Raw genomic sequence first — 21,292 nt, 5'->3', positions numbered from 1 at the left:
CCATCATAAAGGCATGCCGTGGCGCGCGCGGGGCGGCGCGCGCGGCCGCTCAGCGCGCGCCGCGCGTCGGCATCACGTGCACCCAGTCGCAGTCCAGCCAGACGCGCAGCGGCTGGCCCGGCTGCAGCGCCTGGCGCAGCGGGCCGGAGCGCACCAGCCGCAGCTCCACGCCCGGCAGGCCATCGACGCTGGCGCTGGCCATGGTCGTCTCGCCGAGGTTGCGCACCGTGCGCACGGTGGTGGCCAGCGCCTGCTCGCAGGTGCCGGGGGTGTAGGAACCGGCGGCCCGTTCGCTGTCCAGGTGCAGGCCGTCGCCCTGCACCACCCAGGTGACGCGCTGCCCGGCCGGAATCTTGCCCTTGTCGCGCACGCGCAGTTTCAGCGGCGCGGGCGAGCCGTCCGGCAAAAGCCACTGCAGCCAGCCGGCGCCGGCGGCGCGGTCGGCGTCGTCGCGCGGCCCCAGCCACACACCCTGGAAGCGGTTCTGCACGCCCACCAGGTCGGCCACGCGCGCGTTGCGCGGGCTGCGGTAGATGTGCGCCGGCGTGCCGCTTTGCAGCACCTGGCCCTGGTCCATCACCACCAGCCGGTCGGCCAGGTGGCGCGCCTCGATCAGGTCGTGCGTGACGAGGATGATCGGGATCGCCAGATCCTTGCGCAGGTCGGCCAGCAGGTCGTAGAGACCCTGCCGGTTCATCTGATCGACCGCCGAGAACGGCTCGTCCAGCAGCAGCAGGCGCGGCTGGCGCGCCAGCGCCCGCGCCACCGCCACGCGCTGCTGCTGCCCGCCCGAGAGGCTGGCGGGCCGGCGCTGCATCTGCTCCGGCGTCAGGCGCACGTGCTCCAGCCAGCGCGCCGCCTCGGCGCGGCGCTGGCTGCGCGGCCGGTGCAGCAGCGCCAGCGCCACGTTGTCCAGCGCGCTCAGGTGCGGCATCAGCGCGTAGTTCTGGAACACCAGCCCGACGTGGCGGCGCTGCGGCGGCACGAATACCCCGGCCTGCGTGTCCACCCAGACCTCGTCGCCGACGCGGATGACGCCGCGCTGCGGGCGCATCAGCCCGGCCAGGCAGCGCAGCAGCGAGGTCTTGCCCGCGCCCGACGGCCCCACCAGCGCCAGCAGTTCGCCGGGCTGGCACTGCACCGTGCCGTGCAGCGGCATCGGCTCGTGCTGGTCGATCTCGACGTGCAAGGCACCACTCATGAGGGGGCCCTCATCGCTTGACCGTGCGCGCCGCGGCGAAGAACGACGCCGCCACCGCCACCAGCGACAGGACGAGCAGCAGCAGCGCCATGCGGTCGGCCGCCTGCAGGTCGAACGCCTGCACGCGGTCGTAGATGCTGATGGCGATCGTCTTGGTCTCGCCGGGAATGTTGCCGCCGACCATCAGCACGACGCCGAACTCGCCCAGCGTGTGCACGAAGGTCAGCACCGCGGCCGACAGGATGCCCGGCCAGGCCAGCGGCAGCTCCACCCGCCACAGCGTCTGCCAGCGCGACAGGCCGTGCACCGCGGCGGCCTCGGTGAGGTTGGCCGGGATGGCCTCGAACGCGCGCTGGATCGGCTGCACCATGAACGGCACGTTGAACACCACCGAGGCGATCAGCAGACCCAGGAAGTTGAACGTGAGCCGGATGTTGAAATGCTCCAGCATCCACGCCCCCAGCGGCGACGCGGCACCGAGCGAGACCAGCAGGTAGTAGCCGAGCACCGTCGGCGGCAACACCAGCGGCAGCACCACCGCCGCCTCCACCAGCGACTTGCCGACGAAGCGGGCGCGCGCCAGCCAGCGCCCCATCCACAGGCCCAGCGGCAGCAGCACCAGCAGCGTGGCCAGCGCCAGCTCCAGCGACAGCGCCAGCGCCATCCAGTCCAAGACTCACTCCTTCGGCATCGCAAAGCCGTAGCGCACCATGATGGCCTGCGCCTCCGGCGTGCTCAGAAACGCATAGAACTGCCGGGCTGCCTCGGGCGCATCCTTCATCAGCACCATGCGCTGCGCCAGCGGCCGGTGCCAGGACTCCGGGATCAGCGCGAAGTCGCCCAGTGCGGCCACCTGCGGCGCCTTGGCCAGCGACAGCGCGATGATGCCGCCCTCGGTGGAGCCGGAGGTGGCGAACTGCGCCGTCTGCGCGATGTTCTCGCCGTAGACGAGCCTGGGCTCGATGGCCTCCCACAGCCCGGCGTGCTGCAGCGCCTCCTTGGCGCGCTTGCCGTACGGTGCATGATCCGGCGCGGCGATGGCGAACTTGCGCAGCCGGCCGTCCTTCAGCGCCGCGGCCAGGTCCTTCAGCTCGCCGTCGGCCTTCAGGCGCGAGCCCTTGGGCACGATGATGCCGATGCGGCCGTAGGCGTAGAGCCGGCCGCGGTCCAGCGTCTTGCCGGCATCGGCCAGCCTGAAGACGAAGTCCTCGTCGGCCGACATGAACAGATGGAACGGCGCGCCCTGCAGGATCTGCGAGTAAAAGTTGCCCGAGGAGCCAAACACCAGCCGCAGCCTGTGGCCGGTGCGCTGCTCGAACAGCCTGGCGACCTCCTCCACGGCGAACTTGAGGTCGGCGGCGGCGGCCACGGTCGGCGGGGCGGCGGAAGAGGACTGGGCCAAGGCGGGGCGCTGCAGGCCGGCCGTGGCGGCCAGCGTCAGCGCGGCGACGGTGATCCAGCGGCGCAGGGGCGATGGCATCGAAGGCTCCTCGGGAGGCAGCGGGAGGGTGGCAGAACGGGGCCGGGCAAGGCGCTCGCGGACATGCTCTCGATATCTTAGCATCGCGATATCGCCAATGGCAGATAATGACCATCGCGAAACCTCCCCCTGCCGCCATGAAGCCCTCCCTGCACGTCTCGCCGCTGGAAACGCGCACGCGCTTTCGCATCCAGGTCAAGCACGCGGTGGCGATCGGCCCCGGCAAGGCCGACGTGCTGCAGGGCATCGCCGAGACCGGCTCGATCGCCGAGGCCGGGCGGCGCCTGGGCATGAGCTACCAGCGCGTCTGGTCGCTGGTGCAGGCGATGAACCGCGACTTCGTCGAGCCGCTGGTGACCAAGCAGCGCGGCGGCAGCCACGGCGGCGGCGCGGAGCTGACGCCGCTGGGGCGGCGCGTGCTGGCGCTGTACCGCGAGGTGGAGGCGCGCGCCGCCGCGGCGGTGGAAGCGCCGTTGCGCGAGCTGCTGACGCTGATCCGCGAGGATGCGGGGCTGGACACCGACGACGAGGCCAACGACGGGCCGGACGAGGTGGCGCCAGGGTCCAGCTCCTGAGGTCCCGCCGCAGCGGCCCGACGCCGACAACCTCGCGCGCCTGACCCCGCCGCTGCATTTCCAGCCGAACCCGCGCGAGATCGAGGGTTGGCACTTTCTCGCCGACCCCCGCGCCTGCACCGCGCGCCCCTACCGGGCCGAGGCCGGACCGGACGAGCCGCGCCGCTTCATCTTCTCGCCCGCGGTCGCGCAGGTGCGCGACGCCGCGTCGCCGGTCGAGGCGATCGCCCGCTACGGCCGCGGGGAGCTGCGGGTCGCATCGGTGCGTCTGGGAAAACCCGACCGCGACGGCTGCCCGCCGATCGCGCGGCCGCGGCTCACGCTGTCGGTCAAAGGCAACCCGGCGGCCGCCCGGCCGGGGCGTCCGGCCGGTGAATGAAGGCGTGTGGGAGATGCGCGAGCACTTCGGTCCCGGCTGGCGGATGGACTACGTCCAGCACGCCGATGTGCTGATCGTCATGCTCGGAGGCGGCGACAAGAGCACCCAGCAAACCGACATCGCCGCCGCGCAGAGAGTTGCCGCGTCTCTGGTGGAGGATCGCCCATGAACAAACTCGACATCACCAGCCTGCCCGAGTTCGATGCGGCCGAATACCTGCACGATGAGGCCGACATCGCCGCCTACCTGTCGGTGGTGCTGGAGGAAGAAGATCCATCGGCACTGGCGCAGGCGCTGGGCACGATCGCCCGCGCGCGCGGCATGACGCAGATCGCCAAGGAATCCGGCCTCGGCCGCGAGGCGCTCTACAAGGCCTTGCGCCCGGGGGCCAGCCCGCGCTTCGACACCATCCTGCGGGTCTGCAAGGCGCTGGGCGTCAAGCTGGTGGCGCAGCCGGCCTCGACGTCCTGACGCCCGTGCGGGCGACGCGGACACGGCCGCGCACGCCGCTCACGCCCGCGCCAGCACCGGCGCCAGCGCCCGCCCGGTGTGGGTGCCGAGGCGCACCAGCTCCTCCGGCGTGCCGGCGCCGACCAGGCGGCCCCCGCCGGCGCCGCCCTCGGGGCCGAGGTCGAGGATCCAGTCGGCCTCGGCGATCAGGTCGAGGTCGTGCTCGATGACGACGACGCTGTGGCCGGCGTCCACCAGCCGGTGCAGCACGCGGATCAGGCGCTCGACGTCGGCCATGTGCAGGCCGACGGTGGGCTCGTCCAGCACGTAGAGCGTGTGCGGCGCCTTCTGGCCGCGCCGCCCGACGTCGTCGCGCACCTTGGTCAGTTCGGTGACGAGCTTGAGGCGCTGCGCCTCGCCGCCCGACAGCGTCGGGCTCGGCTGGCCGAGCGTCAGGTAGCCCAGACCCACGTCCTGCAGGAGCCTGAGCGGCTGCGCGATCGCCGGCATCGAGGCGAAGAACTCGACCGCCTCGTCCACCGGCATGGCCAGCACGTCGCCGATGGTCCTGCCGCGCCAGGTGACGGCCAGCGTCTCGTCGTTGAAGCGCGCGCCGCCGCACGCCTCGCACGGCACCTTGACGTCGGGCAGGAAGGCCATCTCGATGGTGCGCAGGCCCTGCCCCTCGCAGACCGGACAGCGCCCTTCGCCGGCGTTGAAGCTGAAGCGCCCCGGCCCCCAGCCGCGCGCGCGCGCCTCCAGCGTCTCGGCGAACAGGCGCCGGATCGCGTCCCAGAAGCCGACGTAGGTGGCGGGGCACGAGCGCGGGGTCTTGCCGATCGGGGTCTGGTCGACCTCCAGCACGCGCTGCACCTGCGCCCAGCCCTCCAGCGCGTCGCAGCCGCTCCAGACGGGGCCGGTGGCGGCGGCGCGGCGCCGCCCGCGGCCCGGCCTGGCGTCGGGGGGCGGCGCGGCCAGCGCGCGCTGCAGGTTGGCCAGCAGCACCTCGCGCGCCAGCGTCGATTTGCCCGAGCCCGACACGCCGGTGACGACCACCAGCCGCTGCAGCGGCACGCGCACGTCCAGCCGCTGCAGGTTGTGGCGCTGCGCGCCGCGCACCCACAGGCTCGGGGTGGCCTCATCCACCGCTCGGCGCGGCTGGAACGGGTGGCGCATCGCCTGCGCCAGGTAGCGGCCGGTGAGGGACTCGGGCGCGGCCATCACGTCGGCCAGCGTGCCCTGCGCGACGACGCGCCCGCCCTGCCGCCCGGCGCCCGGCCCCATGTCGATGACGTGGTCGGCGCGGCGGATGGTGTCCTCGTCGTGCTCGACCACCACCAGCGTGTTGCCGTGCGCGCGCAGGGCGTGCAGGGCGTCGAGCAGGATGCGGTTGTCGCGCGGGTGCAGGCCGATGGTCGGCTCGTCCAGCACATAGCACACGCCCTGCAGGGTGCTGCCGAGCTGCGCGGCCAGGCGGATGCGCTGGGCCTCGCCGCCCGACAGCGTCGGCGCGCCGCGATCCAGGGTCAGGTAGCCCAGCCCGACGCGGCGCAGGAAGCCCACCCGCGCCTCGATCTCGTTCAGCAGGTCGCGCGCGATGGCGGCCTCGCGCTCGTCCAGCGCGCCCGGGGCGCGCAGCGCCGCCACCCAGTCCGCGAGCGCCTCCAGCGTCAGGCGCGCCACGTCGGCGATGGACTGACCGCGGAAGCGCACCGCGCGCGCCACCGGGTTCAGGCGCGCGCCGCCGCAGCTCGGGCACGGCTCGTCGGCGAGGTCGTCCAGCTCCGGCTCGGCCAGCGTGCGCGCGCGGCCCCGCTCGTCGCCGGCGAGCCGGTCGTCGAGCAGCTCGCGCTGCGCGCGCGTCAGCTTCAGCCCGGTGCCGACGCAGTCCGGGCACCAGCCGTGCGGGCTGTTGTAGGAGAACAGGCGCGGATCGGGCTGCGGGTAGCTGGTGCCGCACACCGGACAGGCCCGCTGCGTGGAGAACACGTCCACCGTGCCACCCGCGGGGCCGGGCGCTCCCGGGATCAGCCCATCGAGCCCGGCCACGCCGGCCAGCACGTGCACCACGCCGCGGCCGTGCTGCAACGCCAACCGCAGCGCGCCGCGCAGCGCGTCTTCCTGCGCCGGGTCGGGCGCGAGCACCGCCACCGGCAGCTCCAACGTGTGCTCCTTGTAGCGATCCAGACGCGGAAACGGCTGCACCGGCACGAAGGCGCCGTCCACCCGCAGGTGCGTGATGCCGCGCTGCGCCGCCCACTGCGCCCATTCGGTGTAGAGCCCCTTGCGCGCCACCACCAGCGGCGCCAGCAGCGCGATCGGCTGGCCGCGGTGGCGCCGCAGCAACTGGGCGGCGATGCCATCGGCGCTCTGCGGCTGCACCGCGGCGCCGTCGTGCACGCAGTGCTGCACGCCGAGCTTGACCCACAGCAGCCGCAGGTAATGCCAGATCTCGGTGACGGTGCCGACGGTGGACTTGCGCCCGCCGCGGCTCAGGCGCTGCTCGATGGCCACCGTCGGCGGGATGCCCCAGACGGCGTCCACGTCGGGCCGGCCGGGCGGCTGCACGATGCTGCGCGCGTAGGCGTTGAGGCTTTCGAGATAGCGGCGCTGGCCCTCCTGGAACAGGATGTCGAACGCCAGCGTCGATTTGCCCGAGCCCGACACCCCGGTGACGACGGTGAAGCAGCCGTGCGGGACGGTGACGCTGACGTTCTTCAGGTTGTGCTCGCGCGCGTGCACGATCTGCACCGCCTGCGGCGCGGCGGGCCGCGCGGGGGCGGCCTGCGGCCAGGCGGCGCCGGCCTCGGCCACGCGCTGCGCCGCGCCCAGCGCCTCGGCGTAGGCGCGCAGCGCCGCGCCGGTGTGGCTGGTGGGGTGGGCGCGCAGATCCTCCGGCGTGCCGGCGAACACCAGCCGCCCGCCGCCGTCGCCGCCCTCGGGGCCGAGGTCGATCACCCAGTCGGCGGCGCGGATGACGTCGAGGTTGTGCTCGATGATCACCAGCGAATGCCCGGCCTCCAGCAGCTTGCGCAGCGCGCGCATCAGCTTGGCGATGTCGTCGAAGTGCAGCCCGGTGGTCGGCTCGTCGAGCAGGAACAGCGCGCCGCGCGCCGGCCCGGCCCACGGGGCCGCGCGGCGGGCGCCGCGCCGCCCGGACGGCGCCGCGCGCCGGGTGGCGGCCTCGGCCAGGTGGCCGGCAAGCTTGAGCCGCTGCGCCTCGCCGCCCGACAGCGTCGGCAGCGGCTGGCCGAGCCGCAGATAGTCCAGCCCCACGTCCAGCAACGGCTGCAGCGCGCGCACCACGTCGACGTCGTCGGCGAACAGCCGCACCGCCTCGGCCACCGTCAGCTCCAGGATGTCCGCCACGCTGAGCGTGCGGCCGCCGCGCTCCAGCGTCACCTCCAGCACCTCGGGGCGGTAGCGGGTGCCGCCGCAGTCCGGGCAGCGCAGATAGACGTCGGAGAGGAACTGCATCTCGACGTGCTCGAAGCCCGAGCCGCCGCAGGTCGGGCAGCGCCCGTCGCCGGTGTTGAAGCTGAACTTGGCCGCGGTCCAGCCGCGCGAGACCGCCAGCGGCGCCGCCGCCAGCAAGGCGCGGATCGGATCCCAGGCGCCGACGTAGCTGACCGGGTTGGAGCGCGCCGTCTTGCCCAGCGGCGACTGGTCGACGAACACCACGTCCTCCAGCCAGTCCGCGCCGAGCAGCGCGTCGTGCGCGCCGGGGGCCTCGGTCGGCTGGCCGAAGTGGCGCCGCAGCGCCGGGGCCAGGATGTCCTGCACCAGCGTCGATTTGCCGGAACCCGACACCCCGGTGACGACCACCAGCCGCTGCAGCGGGATCGCCACGTCCAGCCCCTGCAGGTTGTGCTGGCGCGCGCCCTGCACGATCAGCTTGGGCGTGGCCTCGGTGACGGCGCGCTTGACGCCGAAGCCGATCTGGCGCCGCCCGCTCAGGTACTGCGCGGTCAGCGTATCGGCGCGCAGCAGCTCCCCCGGCGTGCCGTCGAAGACGATGCGGCCGCCCTGCTCGCCGGGGCCGGGGCCCATGTCGAGGATGCGGTCGGCGGCCAGCATCACCGCCGGATCGTGCTCGACGACGACCAGCGTGTTGCCGGCGTCGCGCAGGCGCGCCATCGCGCGGTTGATGCGCTCGAGGTCGCGCGGGTGCAGGCCGATGGAGGGCTCGTCGAGCACGAACAGCGTATGCACCAGCGAGGTGCCCAGCGCCGTGGTCAGGTTGATGCGCTGCACTTCGCCGCCGGAGAGCGTGCGGCTCTGCCGATCCAGCGTCAGATAGTCGAGCCCCACCTCGCCGAGGTAGCGCAGCCGCGCCAGGATCTCGTCGAGCACCAGCCGCAGCGCCTGCGCGTCGGCGCCGCGCTCGGGCCCAAGCCCCGCCGCCAGCCGCTCCATGAACGCGCGCAGCCGCCCGATCGGCAGGCGCATCAGGTCGTGCAGGCACAGGCCCGGCAGCGCCTCCAGCTGGGCGCGGCTCCACGCCACCCCGTTCGGCAGAAAGCGCTGCGCCGGTGGCAGCACCGCGTCGGCGTCGGCCTGGGTGCCGACGCGCCACAGCAGCGCCTCGGATTTCAGGCGCGCGCCGCGGCAGGCCGGGCACTCCGTGTAGCTGCGGTACTTGGACAGCAGCACCCGGATGTGCATCTTGTAGGCCTTGCTCTCCAGATAGTCGAAGAAGCGCCGGATGCCATACCACTGACGCTGCCAGTCGCCGCTGAAGGCCGGGTCGCCCTCCAGCACCCAGCGGCGCTGCGCCTCGCTCAGGTGCGACCACGGCGTGTCGCGCGGGATGCCCGCCGCCTCCGCATGGCGCAGCAGGTCGTCCTGGCACTCGCGGAACGCCGGCGTCTGGATCGGCTTGATGGCGCCGGCGCGCAGCGTCAGCTTCGGATCCGGGATCACCAGGTCCCAGTCCACGCCGATGACGCGCCCGAAGCCGCGGCAGGTCTCGCAGGCCCCCGCCGGGCTGTTGAACGAGAACAGCGCCGGCCGCGGGGCCTGGTAGCGCTCGTCGCTGTCGGGGCAGTGCCAGCCCTCCGAATAGCGCCAGCGCTGCCAGCCGTCGCCGTCCTGCGCCCACACGGTCAGGCGCCCGCCGCCATGGCGCAGCGCGGTCTGCAGCGCCTCCAGCAGGCGCGCCGGCTCGGCCGTGCCGGCGCGCAGGCGGTCGACCACCACCTCCAGCACGCGCGCGCCGCCCTGCACCTCGTCGTGCTGCACGCGCGTCCAGCCGCCGGCGGCCAGCCATTGCTGCACCGTGTCGTCCGGGGTGTCGGCGGGCATGCGCGCCGCGAACGTCACCACCAGCCGCGGGTCGCCCGCCGCCGCGGCGCGCGCGCGCACGTCGGCGGCGATGCTGGCCGGGGTGTCCGGACGCACCTCCTGCGCGGTGACGCGGTCGAACAGCCGCCCGGCGCGCGCCATCAGCAGCTTGAGGTGGTCGTTGAGCTCGGTCATCGTGCCGACCGTGGAGCGCGAGTTGCGCACCGGGTTGACCTGGTCGATCGCGATCGCCGGCGGCACGCCCTCGATGCGGTCCACCGCCGGCTTGTCCATGCGGTCGAGAAACTGGCGCGCGTAGGCCGAGAAGGTCTCGACGTAGCGCCGCTGCCCCTCGGCGAACAGGGTGTCGAACACCAGCGACGACTTGCCCGAGCCGGACACGCCGGTGACGACCGTGATCTCGCCGGTGCGCAGGTCGAGGTCGAGGTTCTTGAGCGTGTGCTGGCGCGCGCCGCGGATGCGGATGACGCCCTGCAGCGGGCGGCCTTCCCCGTCGGGGGTGGCGGGATCGGGGGTCGGCAGGGCGGGACGCGCGGTCATGGCAGGCACGGCGGCGGAGTGGCCCGACATTCTAGGAGCGCCCGGATGACCCCGGGGCGAGGCCGCTGCACACCCGGGCGGGGGCCGTTACACTGCGCTTCTGTAACCTGGTTTCACTCCCGAGGAGCGACGAACCGATGGCAGCCATCCCCCCCGTGTGCGACTTTGGCTGGAAGGCCCCTGGCTTCGACCTGCCCGGTGTCGACGGCCGGCGCTGGCGCTACGAGGACGTGCGCGGCCCCAAGGGCACGCTGGTGATGTTCATCTGCAACCACTGCCCGTACGTGCAGGCGATCCTGCCGCGGCTGGTGCCGGTGACGCGCCAGCTGCTCGAGCTGGGCATCGGCGTGGCGGCGATCTCGTCCAACGACGCCACCGCCTACCCGGAGGACTCCTTCGAGCAGATGCAGCGCGTCGCGCGCGAGCGCGGCTTTCCGTTCCCGTACCTGTACGACGAGTCGCAGGACGTGGCGCGCGCCTGGGGCGCGGTGTGCACGCCGGACTTCTTCGGCCTCAACGCCGCCGACGAGCTGCAGTACCGCGGCCGCTTCGACGCCTCGCGCAAGGAGACCGCGCCGGAGGGCACGCCGTGCGACCTGCTGGAGGCGATGAAGCTGATCGCCGCCACGGGCCAGGGCCCGCGCGAGCAGGTCGCCAGCATCGGCTGCTCGATCAAGTGGCGGCAGGCTTGACCACCAGCACCGGCACCTTGGCGTGCGTGAGCACCTTCTGCGCCACGCTGCCCAGGATCAGCGCCTGCACGCCCTTGCGGCCGTGCGAGGCCATCACGATCAGGTCGCAGCCCTCGGTGTCGCACGTCTCGAGGATGCCCTCGTAGACGACGTTGCGCTCGATGGTGTCGCCGGCGAACGGTACGCCGCGCTGCGCGCACGCCTGGCGCAGATCCTCCAGCGCCTGGGTGGCGGCCGCCTTGGCCTCGGCCAGGTAGGCCTGCAGCCCCACGGCCGAGGCGTCGCCGATGCCGATGTAGGGGAACGGGTCGATGACGTAGACGCCGATCACCTGCGCGCCGTGCTGGCGCGCCAGGTCGGCGGCGAATTCGCCCGCCGCGTGCGAGAGCCGGGAGCCGTCGACGGGGACGAGGATCTTCTTGAACATCGGAATGCCTCCTGCCTGGGGTGAGATGGCGCCATCTTAGCCCAGCGCCGCCGCAGCGGTGCACGGTGGCGGCGGCACGGCTTGCGCCGCGTCAAGCGTCGACCGCCACCGGCTCGATCGCCACCGCGCAGTGCTTGACCTCGGCGATCTTGGCCACCGGATCGAGCGCCGCGATCGTCAGCAGGTTGGCCGCCGCCTCGGCGTAGGCAAACGGCAGGAACGCCACGCCGTCGGGCACCGCCTCGTCGGCGCGTGTGGCCACCGTGACGCTGCCGCGCCGCGTGCGCAGGCGCACCGGCTGGCCGGCGCGCAGGCCAAGCCGTGCCAGCAGCGCCGGATGCAGGCTGACGTGCGGCGCCGGCTCCAGCGCGTCCAGCACCGCGCTGCGGCGCGTCATCGCGCCGGTGTGCCAGTGCTCGAGCTGACGGCCGGTGATCAGCACGTAGGGATAGGCGGCGTCCGGATCCTCGGCAGGCGACACCAGCCGCGCCGGCACCAGGCGCGCGCGCCCGTCGGCGGTCGGAAAGCGCTCGGTGAAGACGATCGGGTGGCCGGGGTCGTCCGGGGAAGGCACCGGGTGCGTGATGGCGCCGACGCGCAGCAGCCGCGCCCACGACAGCCCGGAAAGCGCCGGCATCAGCCCGGCCATCTCGTCGAACACGCGGCCGATGCCGCTGCCCGGCTCGGGCGCGCCGCCCAGCGGGTCGATGCCGTAGTCCCAGTCCAGCCCCAGCCGGCGCGCCAGCTGCTCCAGGATCCAGGCGTCGGCGCGTGCCTGTCCGGGCGGCGCCAGCGCCGGGCGGCCGAGCTGCACCAGCCGGTCGGTGTTGGTGACACTGCCGGTCTTCTCCGGCCAGGCGGTGGCGGGCAGCACCACGTCGGCCAGCGCCGCGGTCTCGGTCAGGAAGATGTCGATCACCACCAGGTGCTGCAGCCGCGCCAGCGCGGCGCGCGCGTGCGCCGCGTCGGGGTCGCTCATCGCCGGGTTTTCGCCCTGGATCAGCATCGCGTGGATGCGGCCCTCGTGGGCGGCGTCGAGGATCTCCACCACCGTCAGGCCGGGCTCCTCGGGCAGGAAGCCGGACGGCAGGCCCCAGGCGGCCTCGGCGGCGGCGCGCGCGCCCGGGTCGGCCACCCGGCGGTAGTCCGGCAGCACCATCGGAATCAGCCCGGCGTCGCTGGCGCCCTGCACGTTGTTCTGGCCGCGCAGCGGGTGCAGCCCCGTGCCGGGGCGGCCGATCTGGCCGGTCAGCAGCGCCAGCGCGATCAGCGCGCGCGCGTTTTCGGTGCCGTGGGCGTGCTGCGCCACCCCCATGCCCCAGAAGATCATCGCCGCCGGCGCCGTGGCGTAGGCGCGCGCCACCTCGCGCAGCGTGGCGGCGTCGATGCCGCAGATCGGCGCCATCGCCTCCGGGCTGAAGGCCTGCAGGTGCGCGCGCAGCGCCTCGAGGTCGCCGGGGCGCACGCGCTGCGCGACGAAGGCCTCGTCGACCAGCCCCTCGGTGACGATGACGTGCAGCAGCGCGTTGAGCAGCGCCACGTCGGTGCCGGGGGTGAAGGTGAGCGTGCGCCAGGCGTGACGCGCCAGTTCGGTGCGGCGCGGGTCGGCCAGCACCAGGCGCGCGCCGCGGCGCACGGCGTTCTTGATCCAGGTGGCCGCCACCGGGTGGTTCTGCACCGGGTTGGCGCCGATCACCAGGATGAGGTCGGCGTGCGCGCAGTCGCGCACCGGGTTGCTGACCGCGCCGCTGCCGATGCCCTCCATCAGCGCCGCGACGCTGGAGGCGTGGCACAGGCGCGTGCAGTGGTCGACGTTGTGCGTGCCGAAGGCGCTGCGCAGCAGCTTCTGGAACAGGTAGGCCTCCTCGTTGCTGCCCTTGGCCGAGCCGAAGCCCGCCACCGGCACCGCGCGGCCGCGCAGGCCCTGCGCGCGCGCGGCGTCGCGCACGCGGGCGAGCCCGGCGGCGGCGACGTCCAGCGCCTCCTCCCACGTGGCGGGGCGGAACTGCGCCCGCAGCGCCGCGGGATCCGGGCGGCCGTCCGGCCCGCGCGTCAGCAGCGACGGGTCCTTGGGCGCGTCGGCGCGGCGGATCAGCGGCGTGGTCAGGCGCTGCGGATGGTGCACGTAGTCCATGCCGAAGCGGCCCTTGACGCACAGCCGGCCGTCGTTGGCCGGCCCGGGGGCGCCGTCGACGCGCTCCAGCCGTCCGCCGCGCACGTGCAGATCCACCGCGCAGCCGACGCCACAGAACGGGCACACCGAGCGCACCACGCGCTCGGCGCGGCGCGCGTAGGCACCGTTGGCCGGCGCCAGCGCGCCGGTCGGACAGGCCTGCACGCACTCGCCGCAGGCCACGCAGGTGCTGTCGGCCACGCGGTCGCCCTGGTCGAAGACGATGCGCGCGTGGCCGCCGCGGCCGGCCAGGCCCAGCACGTCGTTGCCCTGCACGTCGCGGCAGGCGCGCACGCAGCGCGTGCACTGGATGCAGGCGTCCAGCCGCACGGTGAAGGCCGGGTGGCTGGCGTCGGGCGCCGCGTGCGCCTGCACCGCCCCGCGCGCCGGCCAGCGGCCGGCCGCCGCCCCGGCGCGCTGCGCCCAGTGGGCCAGCTCGCTGTCCAGCTTCAGCTCCGCGCTGCCGGGCGCGTCGGCCAGCAGCAGCTCCAGCACCGTGCGGCGGGCGCGCACGGCGCGCTCGCTGTCGGTGCGCACCTGCATGCCAGGCTGCGGCGCGCGGCAGCACGAGGCCGCGAGCGTGCGCTCGCCCGCCACCTCGACGACGCAGGCGCGGCAGTTGCCGGCCGGGGGCAGGCCCGGCCGGTGGCACAGGTGCGGCAGCTCGACGCCGACGCGGCGCGCCACGTCCCACAGCGTCTCGCCCGGGCGGGCCGCGACGGCGCGGCCGTCCAGCGTGAACTCGATCGCGGCAGCCTCGGCGGGGGCGTTCATCGCGTCACCTCATGCGAAAAGAAGCGCAGCACGCTGTCGAACGGGTTGGGCGCGGCCTGCCCCAGCCCGCAGATGGAGGCCTCGCGCATCACCTGCGACAGGTCCGCCAGGCGCTCGCGGTCCCACACCTCGTCCTGCAGCAGCGCCAGCGCCTGCGCGGTGCCGGCACGGCACGGCGTGCACTGGCCGCAGGATTCGTGCGCGAAGAAGCGCAGCAGCGACGCCGCGGCGTCGCGCGCGCGGTCGGCCTGCGACAGCACCACCACCGCCATCGAGCCGACGAAGGCGCCGTGCGCGGCCAGCGTGTCGAAGTCCAGCGGCTCGTCGGCCAGCGCCGCCGGCAGGATGCCGCCGGAGGCGCCGCCCGGCAGGAAGGCGTACAGCTCGTGACCGTCGGCCATGCCGCCGGCGGCCTCGATCAGCTCGCGCAGCGTGGTGCCGGCCGGGCGCAGGTAGCAGCCGGGCCGGCGCACGCGGCCGCTGACGCTGTAGCGCCGCCAGCCGGAGCGGCCGCGCACGCCGCCGGCCGCCCAGGCCGCGCCGCCGTCACGCAGCAGCGTCGGCAGCCACGCCAGCGTCTCGACGTTGTGCGCCAGCGTCGGACGGCCGAAGACGCCGCGCTGGGCGACGATCGGCGGGCGCAGGCGCGGCAGGCCGCGCTTGCCCTCGAGCGACTCGATCAGCGCCGACTCCTCGCCGCAGACGTAGGCGCCGGCGCCGCGGCGCAGCTCGATCGCCGGCCCGCCTGCCGGCAGCAGCGCGCGCGTGCCGTCCGGGCGGGGGGCGTCCGGGTCGCCGAAGGCATGCGGGTGGCGCTGCTGCCAGACGGCCAGGCGCTCGCGCAGCGCCCGCAGCTCCTCCTCCAGCAGCGCGTGCACGTCCGGGTACTCGTCGCGCACGTAGATCCACAGGTGGCGCAGGCCCACCACGGCGGCGGCGATGAGCATGCCCTCCAGCGCCGGGCGCGGGTCGTGCGCCAGCAGGTGCCAGTCCTTGAAGGTGCCGACCTCGCCCTCGTCGACGTTGACGACGCCGTGGCGCGGCCCCGGCTGGCCGGCAACCGTGGCCCACTTGCGCCAGGCCGGAAAGCCCGCCCCGCCCAGTCCGCGCAGGCCGCTGGCCTCCAGCTCGCGCAGCACGTCGATCGGGCGCAGCTCGCCGCGCAGCAGGCGCTCCAGCTGCGCGTAGTCGTGCGGCTGCGGCGGCGCGCCGTGCGCCGGGGCACGGCGTGGCGCGGTCGCGCCGGCGCGGGCCAGCGCCACCACCGCCTCTTCCTCGGCCGGCGCCACCTGCCGGCGGCCGACGCAGGCCGCGGGCGCCGCGTGGCATTGGCCGATGCAGGGCACCGCCTCCACCGCCACGCCGTCGTCCGCGGCCAGCGCGGCGCGCACGCGCGCCAGCAGCCCCTCGGCGCCGGCCAGTGCGCACGGCAGGCTGGTGCAGACGCGCACCGTCACGCGCGGCGGCGCCTCGGCCTCCTCCAGCACACGGAAGTGGTGGTAGAAGGTGGCGACCTCGTAGACCTCGGCCTGGCTCAGGCGCAGCCGCTCGGCCAGCGCCGCCAGCACGTCGCGCGTGAGCCCGCCCAGCGCATCCTGCAGCCGGTGCAGGTGCTCGATCAGCAGGTCGCGCCGCGGCTCGAGTCCCGCGCACAGCCGGGCCACCGTGGCGCGGGCCTGCGGCGTCGGCGTCCGCCCCTTGGGAAACGGACGCCCGCCACGCGGTCGCGCAGCGCCTTCCAATGCATCATGATTCATGCCACATCCTCTTGAAGCGGGACGAACCCCGGCTTTTGGTCACGATTATGCATTTTCATGCATGTGCCTCGGCCGCTGAGGCGCCCGGCCCGCGCCGATGAGGGCGGCGCGGCAGCCGCCACACAAGGGCCGGCCCGGTCGAATCATCCCGGGTTTCGGGCCGCGGCGCCAGCCCCCCGGTCACGCGCCGCGCCAGCGGCGGGCCTTCAGCGCGCGGCGGCGGCCTGCCGCGCCTCCACCGCCTGCCAGATGCGGCGACGGGTGGCGTCGTCGCTGCCGCCCCAGGCGGCGATCTCGTCCAGCGTGCGCCAGCAGCCGGCGCACAGGCCCGTGGCGTCGTCGATGCGGCAGACACCGACGCACGGTGACGGCACCGGCGCGCCGGCCGGCTGGCGGCGCAGCGCCTCGGCCAGCGTCAGACGCCGGCGATCCGGGGGCGGGGACGTCATGCGTGCATGCTAGCGGGCGGTGACGTCGGCCACCGGGGCCCCGGTCCAAGCCCGCAGCTCCGCCGGGGTCAGCCGGAACACCGCATGCGGATGTCCCGCCGCGGCCCAGATCACGTCGAAGCGGAACAGCTCGGCGTCGATCAGCATCACCGGGGGGCGGGCGTGCGCCAGCGGCGCCACGCCGCCGATCGAGAACCCCGTCGCCGCCTTGACGAACGCCGCATCCGCCCGCGCCAGTGTCTGCCCCGGGCCGCACACCCGCGCGGCCACCTTGGCCTCGTCCACGCGGCGGTCGCCGCTGGTGATGACCAGCACCGCCGCATCGTCCGGCAGCCGGCGGAAGACGATGCTCTTGGCGATCTGCCCCAACGCCACCCCCAGCGCATCGGCCGCCTGCTGCGCCGTGCGCGCGGCGGCGTCCAGCATCACCGGCTCGTGCCCGGCACCGTGGCCCTGCAAGGCGGCGGCGACGCGGCGCACCCCCTCGGGCAGCGGCTTGACCTGCGCGCCGCCCATCTCAGCCTCCCTCGGCCACGCAAGCGCGCCTGGCCAGCAGCGCGCGCCCGGCGCGCGAGCCGGTCGGGCGGCCCAGCCGCTCGCTGATCCAGGCGCCGGTCTCGGCCAGCGCCTCCAGATCGATGCCGGTGTCGAGGCCCAGGCCGTGCAGCAGATAGACCACGTCCTCGGTGGCGACGTTGCCGGTGGCGCCCTTCGCATAGGGGCAGCCGCCCAGCCCCGCGACCGAGGACTGGAAGTTCCACACCCCCAGCTGCAGCGCCGCCAGCGTGTTGGCCAGCGCCTGGCCGTAGGTGTCGTGGAAATGGCCGCTGACGTGGTCGAGGTCGTAGTGCGCCAGCACCGCCTCCAGCGCCCGCTGCACCCTCAGCGGCGTGCCCACGCCGATGGTGTCGGCCACGTCCACGCGCTGCACGCCGATCGCCTTGAAGCGGCGCGCCACCTCGCCGACGCGCCCCGGCGCCACCTCGCCCTCGTACGGACAACCGACCGCGCAGCTGATCGCGCCGCGCACCGCCACCCCGGCGGCGCGCGCCTGCTCGACCACCGGGGCGAAGCGCTCGATGCTCTCGGCGATCGAGCAATTGATGTTCTTGCGGCTGAACGCCTCGCTGGCGGCGCCGAACACCACGATCTCGTCGGGCCGGTCGGCCAGCGCCGCCTCCAGCCCTTTGAGGTTCGGCACCAGCACGGCGTAGCGCACGCCCGGCCGGCGCTGCAGGCCCGTCATCACCGCGTGGTTGTCCGCCATCTGCGGCACCCACTTCGGGCTGACGTAGCTGGTGACCTCGATCTCCTGCACGCCGGCGGCCTGCAGGCGGTGGACGAGCTCGACCTTGACGTCGGTGGGCACGGGCTGGCGCTCGTTCTGCAGCCCGTCGCGCGGGCTGACGTCGACGATGCGCACGCGGGCAGGCAGCTTCATGGCAGGCATTCCCGATTTCCCCTTTCAAGCGACCGCCTTGCGCGGCCGGCCACCCTTGGCGCCGTTGCGCCGGGCCGCCGCGGCCTTGGCGGCCGAGGTGACGCGGCCGCCACGCGCCGCGAGAGACCGCATCCAGACCCGCCCGCCGAACACCCCGGCCAGGAGTCCCTCCACGGTCAGATCGGTGTTCAGGCGCGGCCAGTGCAGGCCGGTACCCAGCGGCGTGATCTCGATGTCGGCCAAGTCCGCGACCTTCGCGCCGGCCAGCCCCTGCGCCAGATCCACGGGGAACGCGAAAACGCAGCCGTTGGCCAGCTCGACGACCACCCGGCGATGGCGCCGGTCGTAGCGCGCCGCCACGGCCCGCAGCGGGTCGTGGCCAACCTGCGCCCGGCCAGCGGATTCAGCTTCGGGCAGCCGCCGGAGCTCGGCCTTGACCCAGTCGGGCCACGTGGGGGACTCACCCATGCAGTTCACTCCACAGTTGCCGCAGTTCGCTCAAGCGCGCCTCGACCGCCAGCAGGGCGTCGGCGCCCTCGCCCGCCTTGGGCCGCCCCGCCACGGTCAGCAGTCCGGGCGGGCACGACAGCGCCACCCGGACCTCCCAACCGGCCCCGATCACGTGCGCATGGGGGGGCTCGTGATCATTGGGATACACGACCAGCCTCAACGAACCGTGCCGGATGCTCGCCATGATAACCCAACAGGTTGGGTTTTTGCAAGCTGCCGCGTTGATCGAACCACCCGATCACCCCGCCGCCACCTCCGCCGCCAGGCGCAGCAGCTCGGCACCTTCGGCGACCTGGTCGCCGGGGGCGTAGAGCAGCTCCTCGACCACCCCGTCGCGCGGGGCGGCGATGGTGTGCTCCATCTTCATGGCCTCCAGCACCGCCAGCGGCTGTCCCCTGGTGACACGCTGGCCCGGCTGCACGAGCAACGCCACCACCTTGCCGGGCATCGGCGCGGTCAGCTGGCCGCCCTCGGGCCCGGCGGCATCCGCCGCGTGCGCCAGCGCGTCGATCCAGGTCACGACGTCGCGGCCTTCGGGCGTGAAGACGTGCAGCCGCTCGCCCTCGGCGTAGACGCTGGCGCGCAGGTCCAGCTCACCCCAGCCGACGCGCAGCGCCCACGCGCCGCCGTCGTCGGCGCGCCAGCGCAGCGGGTGCTCAGGGGCGTCCGCGCCGGTGCCGAGGCGCAGCCGCACCGCACCGCCGCGCGGCCACACCAGCGCCGCCGCCACCGTCTCCTCGCCCCACTGCAAGGCCAGGGCGCGCTCGCGCCGGCCGTGGCTGGCAAAGCCGTCACGCGCGCTCCAGGGATCGGGGTCGGCCTCGGCCTGCGCCTGCCAGCCGTGCAGCACGTGCGCCACCGCCGCCGCGAGCGCCGCTTCGCGCCGCAGGCCCGGCTGGGCGAACAGCTGCGCGGCCTCGCGCTCGATCAGCGCCGTGTCCAGCCGCGCCCGCGCGAACGCGTCGCTGCGCACCACGCGGCGCAGGAATGCGACGTTGTTGGCCACGCCGACCACGTGCAGCCGCGCCAGCGCCTCATCCAGCCGCTTGAGCGCCTGCTGGCGCGTGTCGCCGCGCACGATCAGCTTGGCGATCATCGAGTCGTAGTGCGGGCTGATGACGTCGCCTTCGCCGACGCCGGCGTCCAGCCGCACGTCGCCGACCCGGAACGCCACGTGCGCCGGCGCGCGCAGCACCTGCAACCGGCCGGTGGCGGGCAGGAAGCCCTTGGACGGATCCTCGGCGCAGATGCGCGCTTCGATCGCGTGCCCGCGGCAGGTCAGCTCGTGCTGCGACCACGGCAGCGGCTCGCCGGCGGCCACGCGCAGCTGCCACTCCACCAGATCCAGCCCGGTGATGGCCTCGGTGACCGGGTGCTCGACCTGCAGCCGCGTGTTCATCTCCATGAAGTAGAAGCGCAGCGCCTCGGGGTGGTCGTAGCCGAGCGGCTGCTCGACGATGAACTCCACCGTGCCGGCGCCGACGTAGCCCACCGCGCGCGCCGCGGCCACCGCCGCCAGCCCCATGCGCTCGCGCAGCTCCGGCGGCAGGCCCGGCGCCGGCGCCTCCTCCAGCACCTTCTGGTGGCGCCGCTGCACCGAGCAGTCGCGCTCGAACAGGTGCACGCAGTGGCCGTGCGCGTCGGCGAAGATCTGGATCTCGACGTGGCGCGGGCGCTGCACGTAGCGCTCGATCAGCACCGCCGCGTCGCCGAACGCGGCCTGCGCCTCGCGCTGGCAGGCCGCCAGCGCCTCGTCGAAGCCCCCCGGCCCGTCCACGCGGCGCATGCCCTTGCCGCCGCCGCCGGCGCTGGCCTTGATCAGCACCGGCCAGCCGATGCGCTCGGCCTCGGCGCGCAGCACGCGCGGATCCTGGTCGGCGCCGTGGTAGCCCGGCACCAGCGGCACGCCGGCGGCTTCCATCAGACGCTTGGCCTCGGCTTTCAGCCCCATGGCGGCGATGGCCTGCGGCGGCGGGCCGATGAACACCAGTCCGGCCTCGGCGCAGGCGCGCGCGAAGGCTTCGTTTTCGCTCAGGAAACCGTAGCCGGGGTGAATGGCCTGCGCACCCGTGGCGCGCGCCGCCTCCAGGATGCGCTCCCAGCGCAGGTAGCTGTCGCGCGCCGCGGCGCCGCCGATCGGCACCGCCTCGTCACAGGCGGCGACGTGGCGCGCCCCCGCATCGGCCTCGGAATACACCGCCACGGTGCGCACGCCCAGCCGCCGCGCGGTGGCCGCCACGCGGCAGGCGATCTCGCCGCGGTTGGCGATCAGGATCTTGTCGAACATCCGCCATCCTTCCTTGACGATACCGGCCGCCACGCCCCCCACGGGCGGCGCGGCGACGGCCGCGGTCTCACGTCGTCGCCAGCCAGGCCGGCCGGCGCCTGTTCAGAAACGCCTGCACGCCCTCGCGCCCCTCGGCGCTGGCGCGCACGTCGGCGATCGCCTGCACGGTGCGCGCCACCAGCGCGTCGTCCAGCGCCGCCTCGGCCACGTCGTCCAGCAGCCGCTTGCACGCCGCCAGCGCCTGCGGCCCGTTGGCGGCGAGCTGGTCGGCGAGCTGGCCGACGCGCTCGTCCAGCTGCCCGGCCGGCACCACCTCGTGCACCAGGCCGATGCGGCGCGCCTCGGCGGCGTCGAAGCGCTCGGCGGTCAGCATGTAGCGCCGCGCCGCGCGCGCCCCCATCGCGCGCACCACATAGGGCCCGATGGTGGCGGGGATCAGCCCGAGCTTGACTTCGCTCAGGCAGAAGCCCGCGGTGTCGGCCGCCACCGCCAGGTCGCACGCCGCCACCAGCCCCACGCCGCCGGCGTAGGCGTCGCCGTGCACGCGCGCGATCGTCGGCTTGGGGCAGGCGTGGAGGGTACGCAGCATCGCCGCCAGCCGCCCGGCGTCGGCCAGGTTTTCCTCGCGGCCGTAGTCGGCCATGCGGCGCATCCAGTTCAGGTCCGCCCCGGCGCAGAACGCCGGCCCCTCGGCAGCCAGCACGATCACGCGCACGTCGGCGCGCGCCCCCAGTTCGGCGAACGCCGCGGTCAGCGCGGCGATCAGCTCGTCGTTGAAAGCGTTGCGCAGCTGCGGACGCGCCAGCGTCACCGTGGCGCGCGCGTCGCGAACCGTCACGTTCAGGTCAGCCAT

The 21,292-nt window shown here is 74.5% G+C and carries 19 protein-coding genes; 5 read left to right on the top strand and 14 right to left on the bottom strand.

What is annotated here, in order from left to right:
* Positions 1-49 precede the first annotated feature (49 nt).
* The 3 genes from Tsedi_RS02770 to modA are packed head-to-tail and all read right to left on the bottom strand — an operon-like array spanning position 50 to position 2,681.
* Positions 50-1,201 (bottom strand): ABC transporter ATP-binding protein, encoded by a 1,152-nt coding sequence (locus Tsedi_RS02770; RefSeq protein WP_143893375.1) that lies wholly within the window; start codon positions 1,199-1,201, stop codon positions 50-52.
* Positions 1,202-1,211: 10 nt separating this feature from the next.
* Positions 1,212-1,865 carry a molybdate ABC transporter permease subunit gene (gene modB / locus Tsedi_RS02765; protein ID WP_342781085.1) on the bottom strand — a complete coding sequence of 218 codons (654 nt, stop codon included), beginning with the start codon at positions 1,863-1,865 and terminating at the stop codon, positions 1,212-1,214.
* Between the two features lie 12 nt (positions 1,866-1,877).
* A complete protein-coding gene (modA, locus tag Tsedi_RS02760; RefSeq protein WP_143893371.1) occupies positions 1,878-2,681 on the bottom strand; it encodes a molybdate ABC transporter substrate-binding protein in 804 nt (267 codons plus the stop codon).
* 137 nt (positions 2,682-2,818) lie between these two features.
* Here modA and Tsedi_RS02755 point away from each other — a divergent pair, with 137 nt between their 5' ends.
* From Tsedi_RS02755 to Tsedi_RS02740, 4 genes are read left to right on the top strand one after another with little or no spacing between them, the layout of a single operon-like run.
* Positions 2,819-3,256, top strand: coding sequence for a winged helix-turn-helix domain-containing protein (locus Tsedi_RS02755; RefSeq protein ID WP_143893559.1), 438 nt, complete (start codon positions 2,819-2,821; stop codon positions 3,254-3,256).
* Positions 3,186-3,635 carry a hypothetical protein gene (locus tag Tsedi_RS02750; protein ID WP_143893369.1) on the top strand — a complete coding sequence of 150 codons (450 nt, stop codon included), beginning with the start codon at positions 3,186-3,188 and terminating at the stop codon, positions 3,633-3,635. The genes Tsedi_RS02755 and Tsedi_RS02750 overlap by 71 nt, the downstream gene beginning before the upstream one ends.
* Positions 3,636-3,648: 13 nt before the next feature.
* Positions 3,649-3,804 (top strand): type II toxin-antitoxin system RelE/ParE family toxin, encoded by a 156-nt coding sequence (locus Tsedi_RS02745; RefSeq protein WP_143893367.1) that lies wholly within the window; start codon positions 3,649-3,651, stop codon positions 3,802-3,804.
* The gene (locus Tsedi_RS02740) at positions 3,801-4,106 is read left to right on the top strand and encodes an addiction module antidote protein (RefSeq protein ID WP_143893365.1); all 306 of its coding nucleotides are present in this window, start codon (positions 3,801-3,803) and stop codon (positions 4,104-4,106) included. Before Tsedi_RS02745 ends, Tsedi_RS02740 begins: the two co-directional genes overlap by 4 nt.
* Before the next feature lie 39 nt (positions 4,107-4,145).
* Here the strand turns inward: Tsedi_RS02740 and uvrA are convergent, their stop codons facing one another.
* The gene (gene uvrA, locus Tsedi_RS02735; RefSeq protein ID WP_143893363.1) at positions 4,146-9,929 is read right to left on the bottom strand and encodes an excinuclease ABC subunit UvrA; all 5,784 of its coding nucleotides are present in this window, start codon (positions 9,927-9,929) and stop codon (positions 4,146-4,148) included.
* A gap of 137 nt (positions 9,930-10,066) precedes the next feature.
* Here uvrA and Tsedi_RS02730 point away from each other — a divergent pair, with 137 nt between their 5' ends.
* On the top strand, positions 10,067-10,621 hold the full coding sequence (locus Tsedi_RS02730) for a thioredoxin family protein (protein ID WP_143893361.1): 555 nt from the start codon (positions 10,067-10,069) through the stop codon (positions 10,619-10,621).
* On the opposite strand, the gene Tsedi_RS02725 is transcribed toward Tsedi_RS02730, so the two are convergent.
* The 10 genes from Tsedi_RS02725 to Tsedi_RS02680 form a co-directional block, all read right to left on the bottom strand.
* Positions 10,602-11,048 carry a universal stress protein gene (locus Tsedi_RS02725; RefSeq protein WP_143893359.1) on the bottom strand — a complete coding sequence of 149 codons (447 nt, stop codon included), beginning with the start codon at positions 11,046-11,048 and terminating at the stop codon, positions 10,602-10,604. The two genes, Tsedi_RS02730 and Tsedi_RS02725, sit on opposite strands and share 20 nt — an antisense overlap.
* Before the next feature lie 91 nt (positions 11,049-11,139).
* Positions 11,140-13,995, bottom strand: coding sequence for a molybdopterin-dependent oxidoreductase (locus Tsedi_RS02720; protein ID WP_143893357.1), 2,856 nt, complete (start codon positions 13,993-13,995; stop codon positions 11,140-11,142).
* Positions 13,992-15,752, bottom strand: coding sequence for an NAD(P)H-dependent oxidoreductase subunit E (locus tag Tsedi_RS02715; protein WP_143893355.1), 1,761 nt, complete (start codon positions 15,750-15,752; stop codon positions 13,992-13,994). Before Tsedi_RS02715 ends, Tsedi_RS02720 begins: the two co-directional genes overlap by 4 nt.
* A 206-nt stretch (positions 15,753-15,958) precedes the next feature.
* The gene (locus tag Tsedi_RS02710) at positions 15,959-16,201 is read right to left on the bottom strand and encodes a DUF1289 domain-containing protein (RefSeq protein ID WP_143893353.1); all 243 of its coding nucleotides are present in this window, start codon (positions 16,199-16,201) and stop codon (positions 15,959-15,961) included.
* A gap of 9 nt (positions 16,202-16,210) precedes the next feature.
* The gene (locus tag Tsedi_RS02705; RefSeq protein ID WP_143893351.1) at positions 16,211-16,717 is read right to left on the bottom strand and encodes a YbaK/EbsC family protein; all 507 of its coding nucleotides are present in this window, start codon (positions 16,715-16,717) and stop codon (positions 16,211-16,213) included.
* A 1-nt stretch (position 16,718) separates the two neighbouring features.
* Positions 16,719-17,642 (bottom strand): hydroxymethylglutaryl-CoA lyase, encoded by a 924-nt coding sequence (locus tag Tsedi_RS02700; RefSeq protein ID WP_143893349.1) that lies wholly within the window; start codon positions 17,640-17,642, stop codon positions 16,719-16,721.
* A 24-nt stretch (positions 17,643-17,666) separates the two neighbouring features.
* The gene (locus tag Tsedi_RS02695; protein WP_143893347.1) at positions 17,667-18,110 is read right to left on the bottom strand and encodes a DUF2442 domain-containing protein; all 444 of its coding nucleotides are present in this window, start codon (positions 18,108-18,110) and stop codon (positions 17,667-17,669) included.
* Positions 18,103-18,300 (bottom strand): DUF4160 domain-containing protein, encoded by a 198-nt coding sequence (locus tag Tsedi_RS02690; RefSeq protein ID WP_185970557.1) that lies wholly within the window; start codon positions 18,298-18,300, stop codon positions 18,103-18,105. The genes Tsedi_RS02695 and Tsedi_RS02690 overlap by 8 nt, the downstream gene beginning before the upstream one ends.
* Positions 18,301-18,390: 90 nt before the next feature.
* A complete protein-coding gene (locus Tsedi_RS02685) occupies positions 18,391-20,439 on the bottom strand; it encodes an acetyl/propionyl/methylcrotonyl-CoA carboxylase subunit alpha (protein WP_143893343.1) in 2,049 nt (682 codons plus the stop codon).
* A gap of 67 nt (positions 20,440-20,506) precedes the next feature.
* Positions 20,507-21,292, bottom strand: coding sequence for an enoyl-CoA hydratase/isomerase family protein (locus tag Tsedi_RS02680; protein ID WP_143893341.1), 786 nt, complete (start codon positions 21,290-21,292; stop codon positions 20,507-20,509).

Origin of the sequence: Tepidimonas sediminis, assembly GCF_007556605.1 — a bacterium.
GTDB lineage: Bacteria > Pseudomonadota > Gammaproteobacteria > Burkholderiales > Burkholderiaceae_C > Tepidimonas > Tepidimonas sediminis.
This window is presented reverse-complemented; position numbering and strand designations above follow the sequence as displayed.

Coding starts and splice junctions, on each gene's coding strand:
- Tsedi_RS02750 (WP_143893369.1), top strand. CDS start 3,186: ATGCGGGGCTGGACACCGACGACGAGGCCAACGACGGGCCGGACGAGG.
- Tsedi_RS02695 (WP_143893347.1), bottom strand. CDS start 18,110: ATGGGTGAGTCCCCCACGTGGCCCGACTGGGTCAAGGCCGAGCTCCGG.
- Tsedi_RS02770 (WP_143893375.1), bottom strand. CDS start 1,201: ATGAGTGGTGCCTTGCACGTCGAGATCGACCAGCACGAGCCGATGCCG.
- Tsedi_RS02705 (WP_143893351.1), bottom strand. CDS start 16,717: ATGGGCGGCGCGCAGGTCAAGCCGCTGCCCGAGGGGGTGCGCCGCGTC.
- Tsedi_RS02745 (WP_143893367.1), top strand. CDS start 3,649: ATGCGCGAGCACTTCGGTCCCGGCTGGCGGATGGACTACGTCCAGCAC.
- Tsedi_RS02730 (WP_143893361.1), top strand. CDS start 10,067: ATGGCAGCCATCCCCCCCGTGTGCGACTTTGGCTGGAAGGCCCCTGGC.
- uvrA (WP_143893363.1), bottom strand. CDS start 9,929: ATGACCGCGCGTCCCGCCCTGCCGACCCCCGATCCCGCCACCCCCGAC.
- Tsedi_RS02680 (WP_143893341.1), bottom strand. CDS start 21,292: ATGGCTGACCTGAACGTGACGGTTCGCGACGCGCGCGCCACGGTGACG.
- Tsedi_RS02700 (WP_143893349.1), bottom strand. CDS start 17,642: ATGAAGCTGCCTGCCCGCGTGCGCATCGTCGACGTCAGCCCGCGCGAC.
- Tsedi_RS02715 (WP_143893355.1), bottom strand. CDS start 15,752: ATGAATCATGATGCATTGGAAGGCGCTGCGCGACCGCGTGGCGGGCGT.
- Tsedi_RS02740 (WP_143893365.1), top strand. CDS start 3,801: ATGAACAAACTCGACATCACCAGCCTGCCCGAGTTCGATGCGGCCGAA.
- Tsedi_RS02720 (WP_143893357.1), bottom strand. CDS start 13,995: ATGAACGCCCCCGCCGAGGCTGCCGCGATCGAGTTCACGCTGGACGGC.
- modA (WP_143893371.1), bottom strand. CDS start 2,681: ATGCCATCGCCCCTGCGCCGCTGGATCACCGTCGCCGCGCTGACGCTG.
- Tsedi_RS02710 (WP_143893353.1), bottom strand. CDS start 16,201: ATGACGTCCCCGCCCCCGGATCGCCGGCGTCTGACGCTGGCCGAGGCG.
- modB (WP_342781085.1), bottom strand. CDS start 1,865: ATGGCGCTGGCGCTGTCGCTGGAGCTGGCGCTGGCCACGCTGCTGGTG.
- Tsedi_RS02725 (WP_143893359.1), bottom strand. CDS start 11,048: ATGTTCAAGAAGATCCTCGTCCCCGTCGACGGCTCCCGGCTCTCGCAC.
- Tsedi_RS02755 (WP_143893559.1), top strand. CDS start 2,819: ATGAAGCCCTCCCTGCACGTCTCGCCGCTGGAAACGCGCACGCGCTTT.
- Tsedi_RS02685 (WP_143893343.1), bottom strand. CDS start 20,439: ATGTTCGACAAGATCCTGATCGCCAACCGCGGCGAGATCGCCTGCCGC.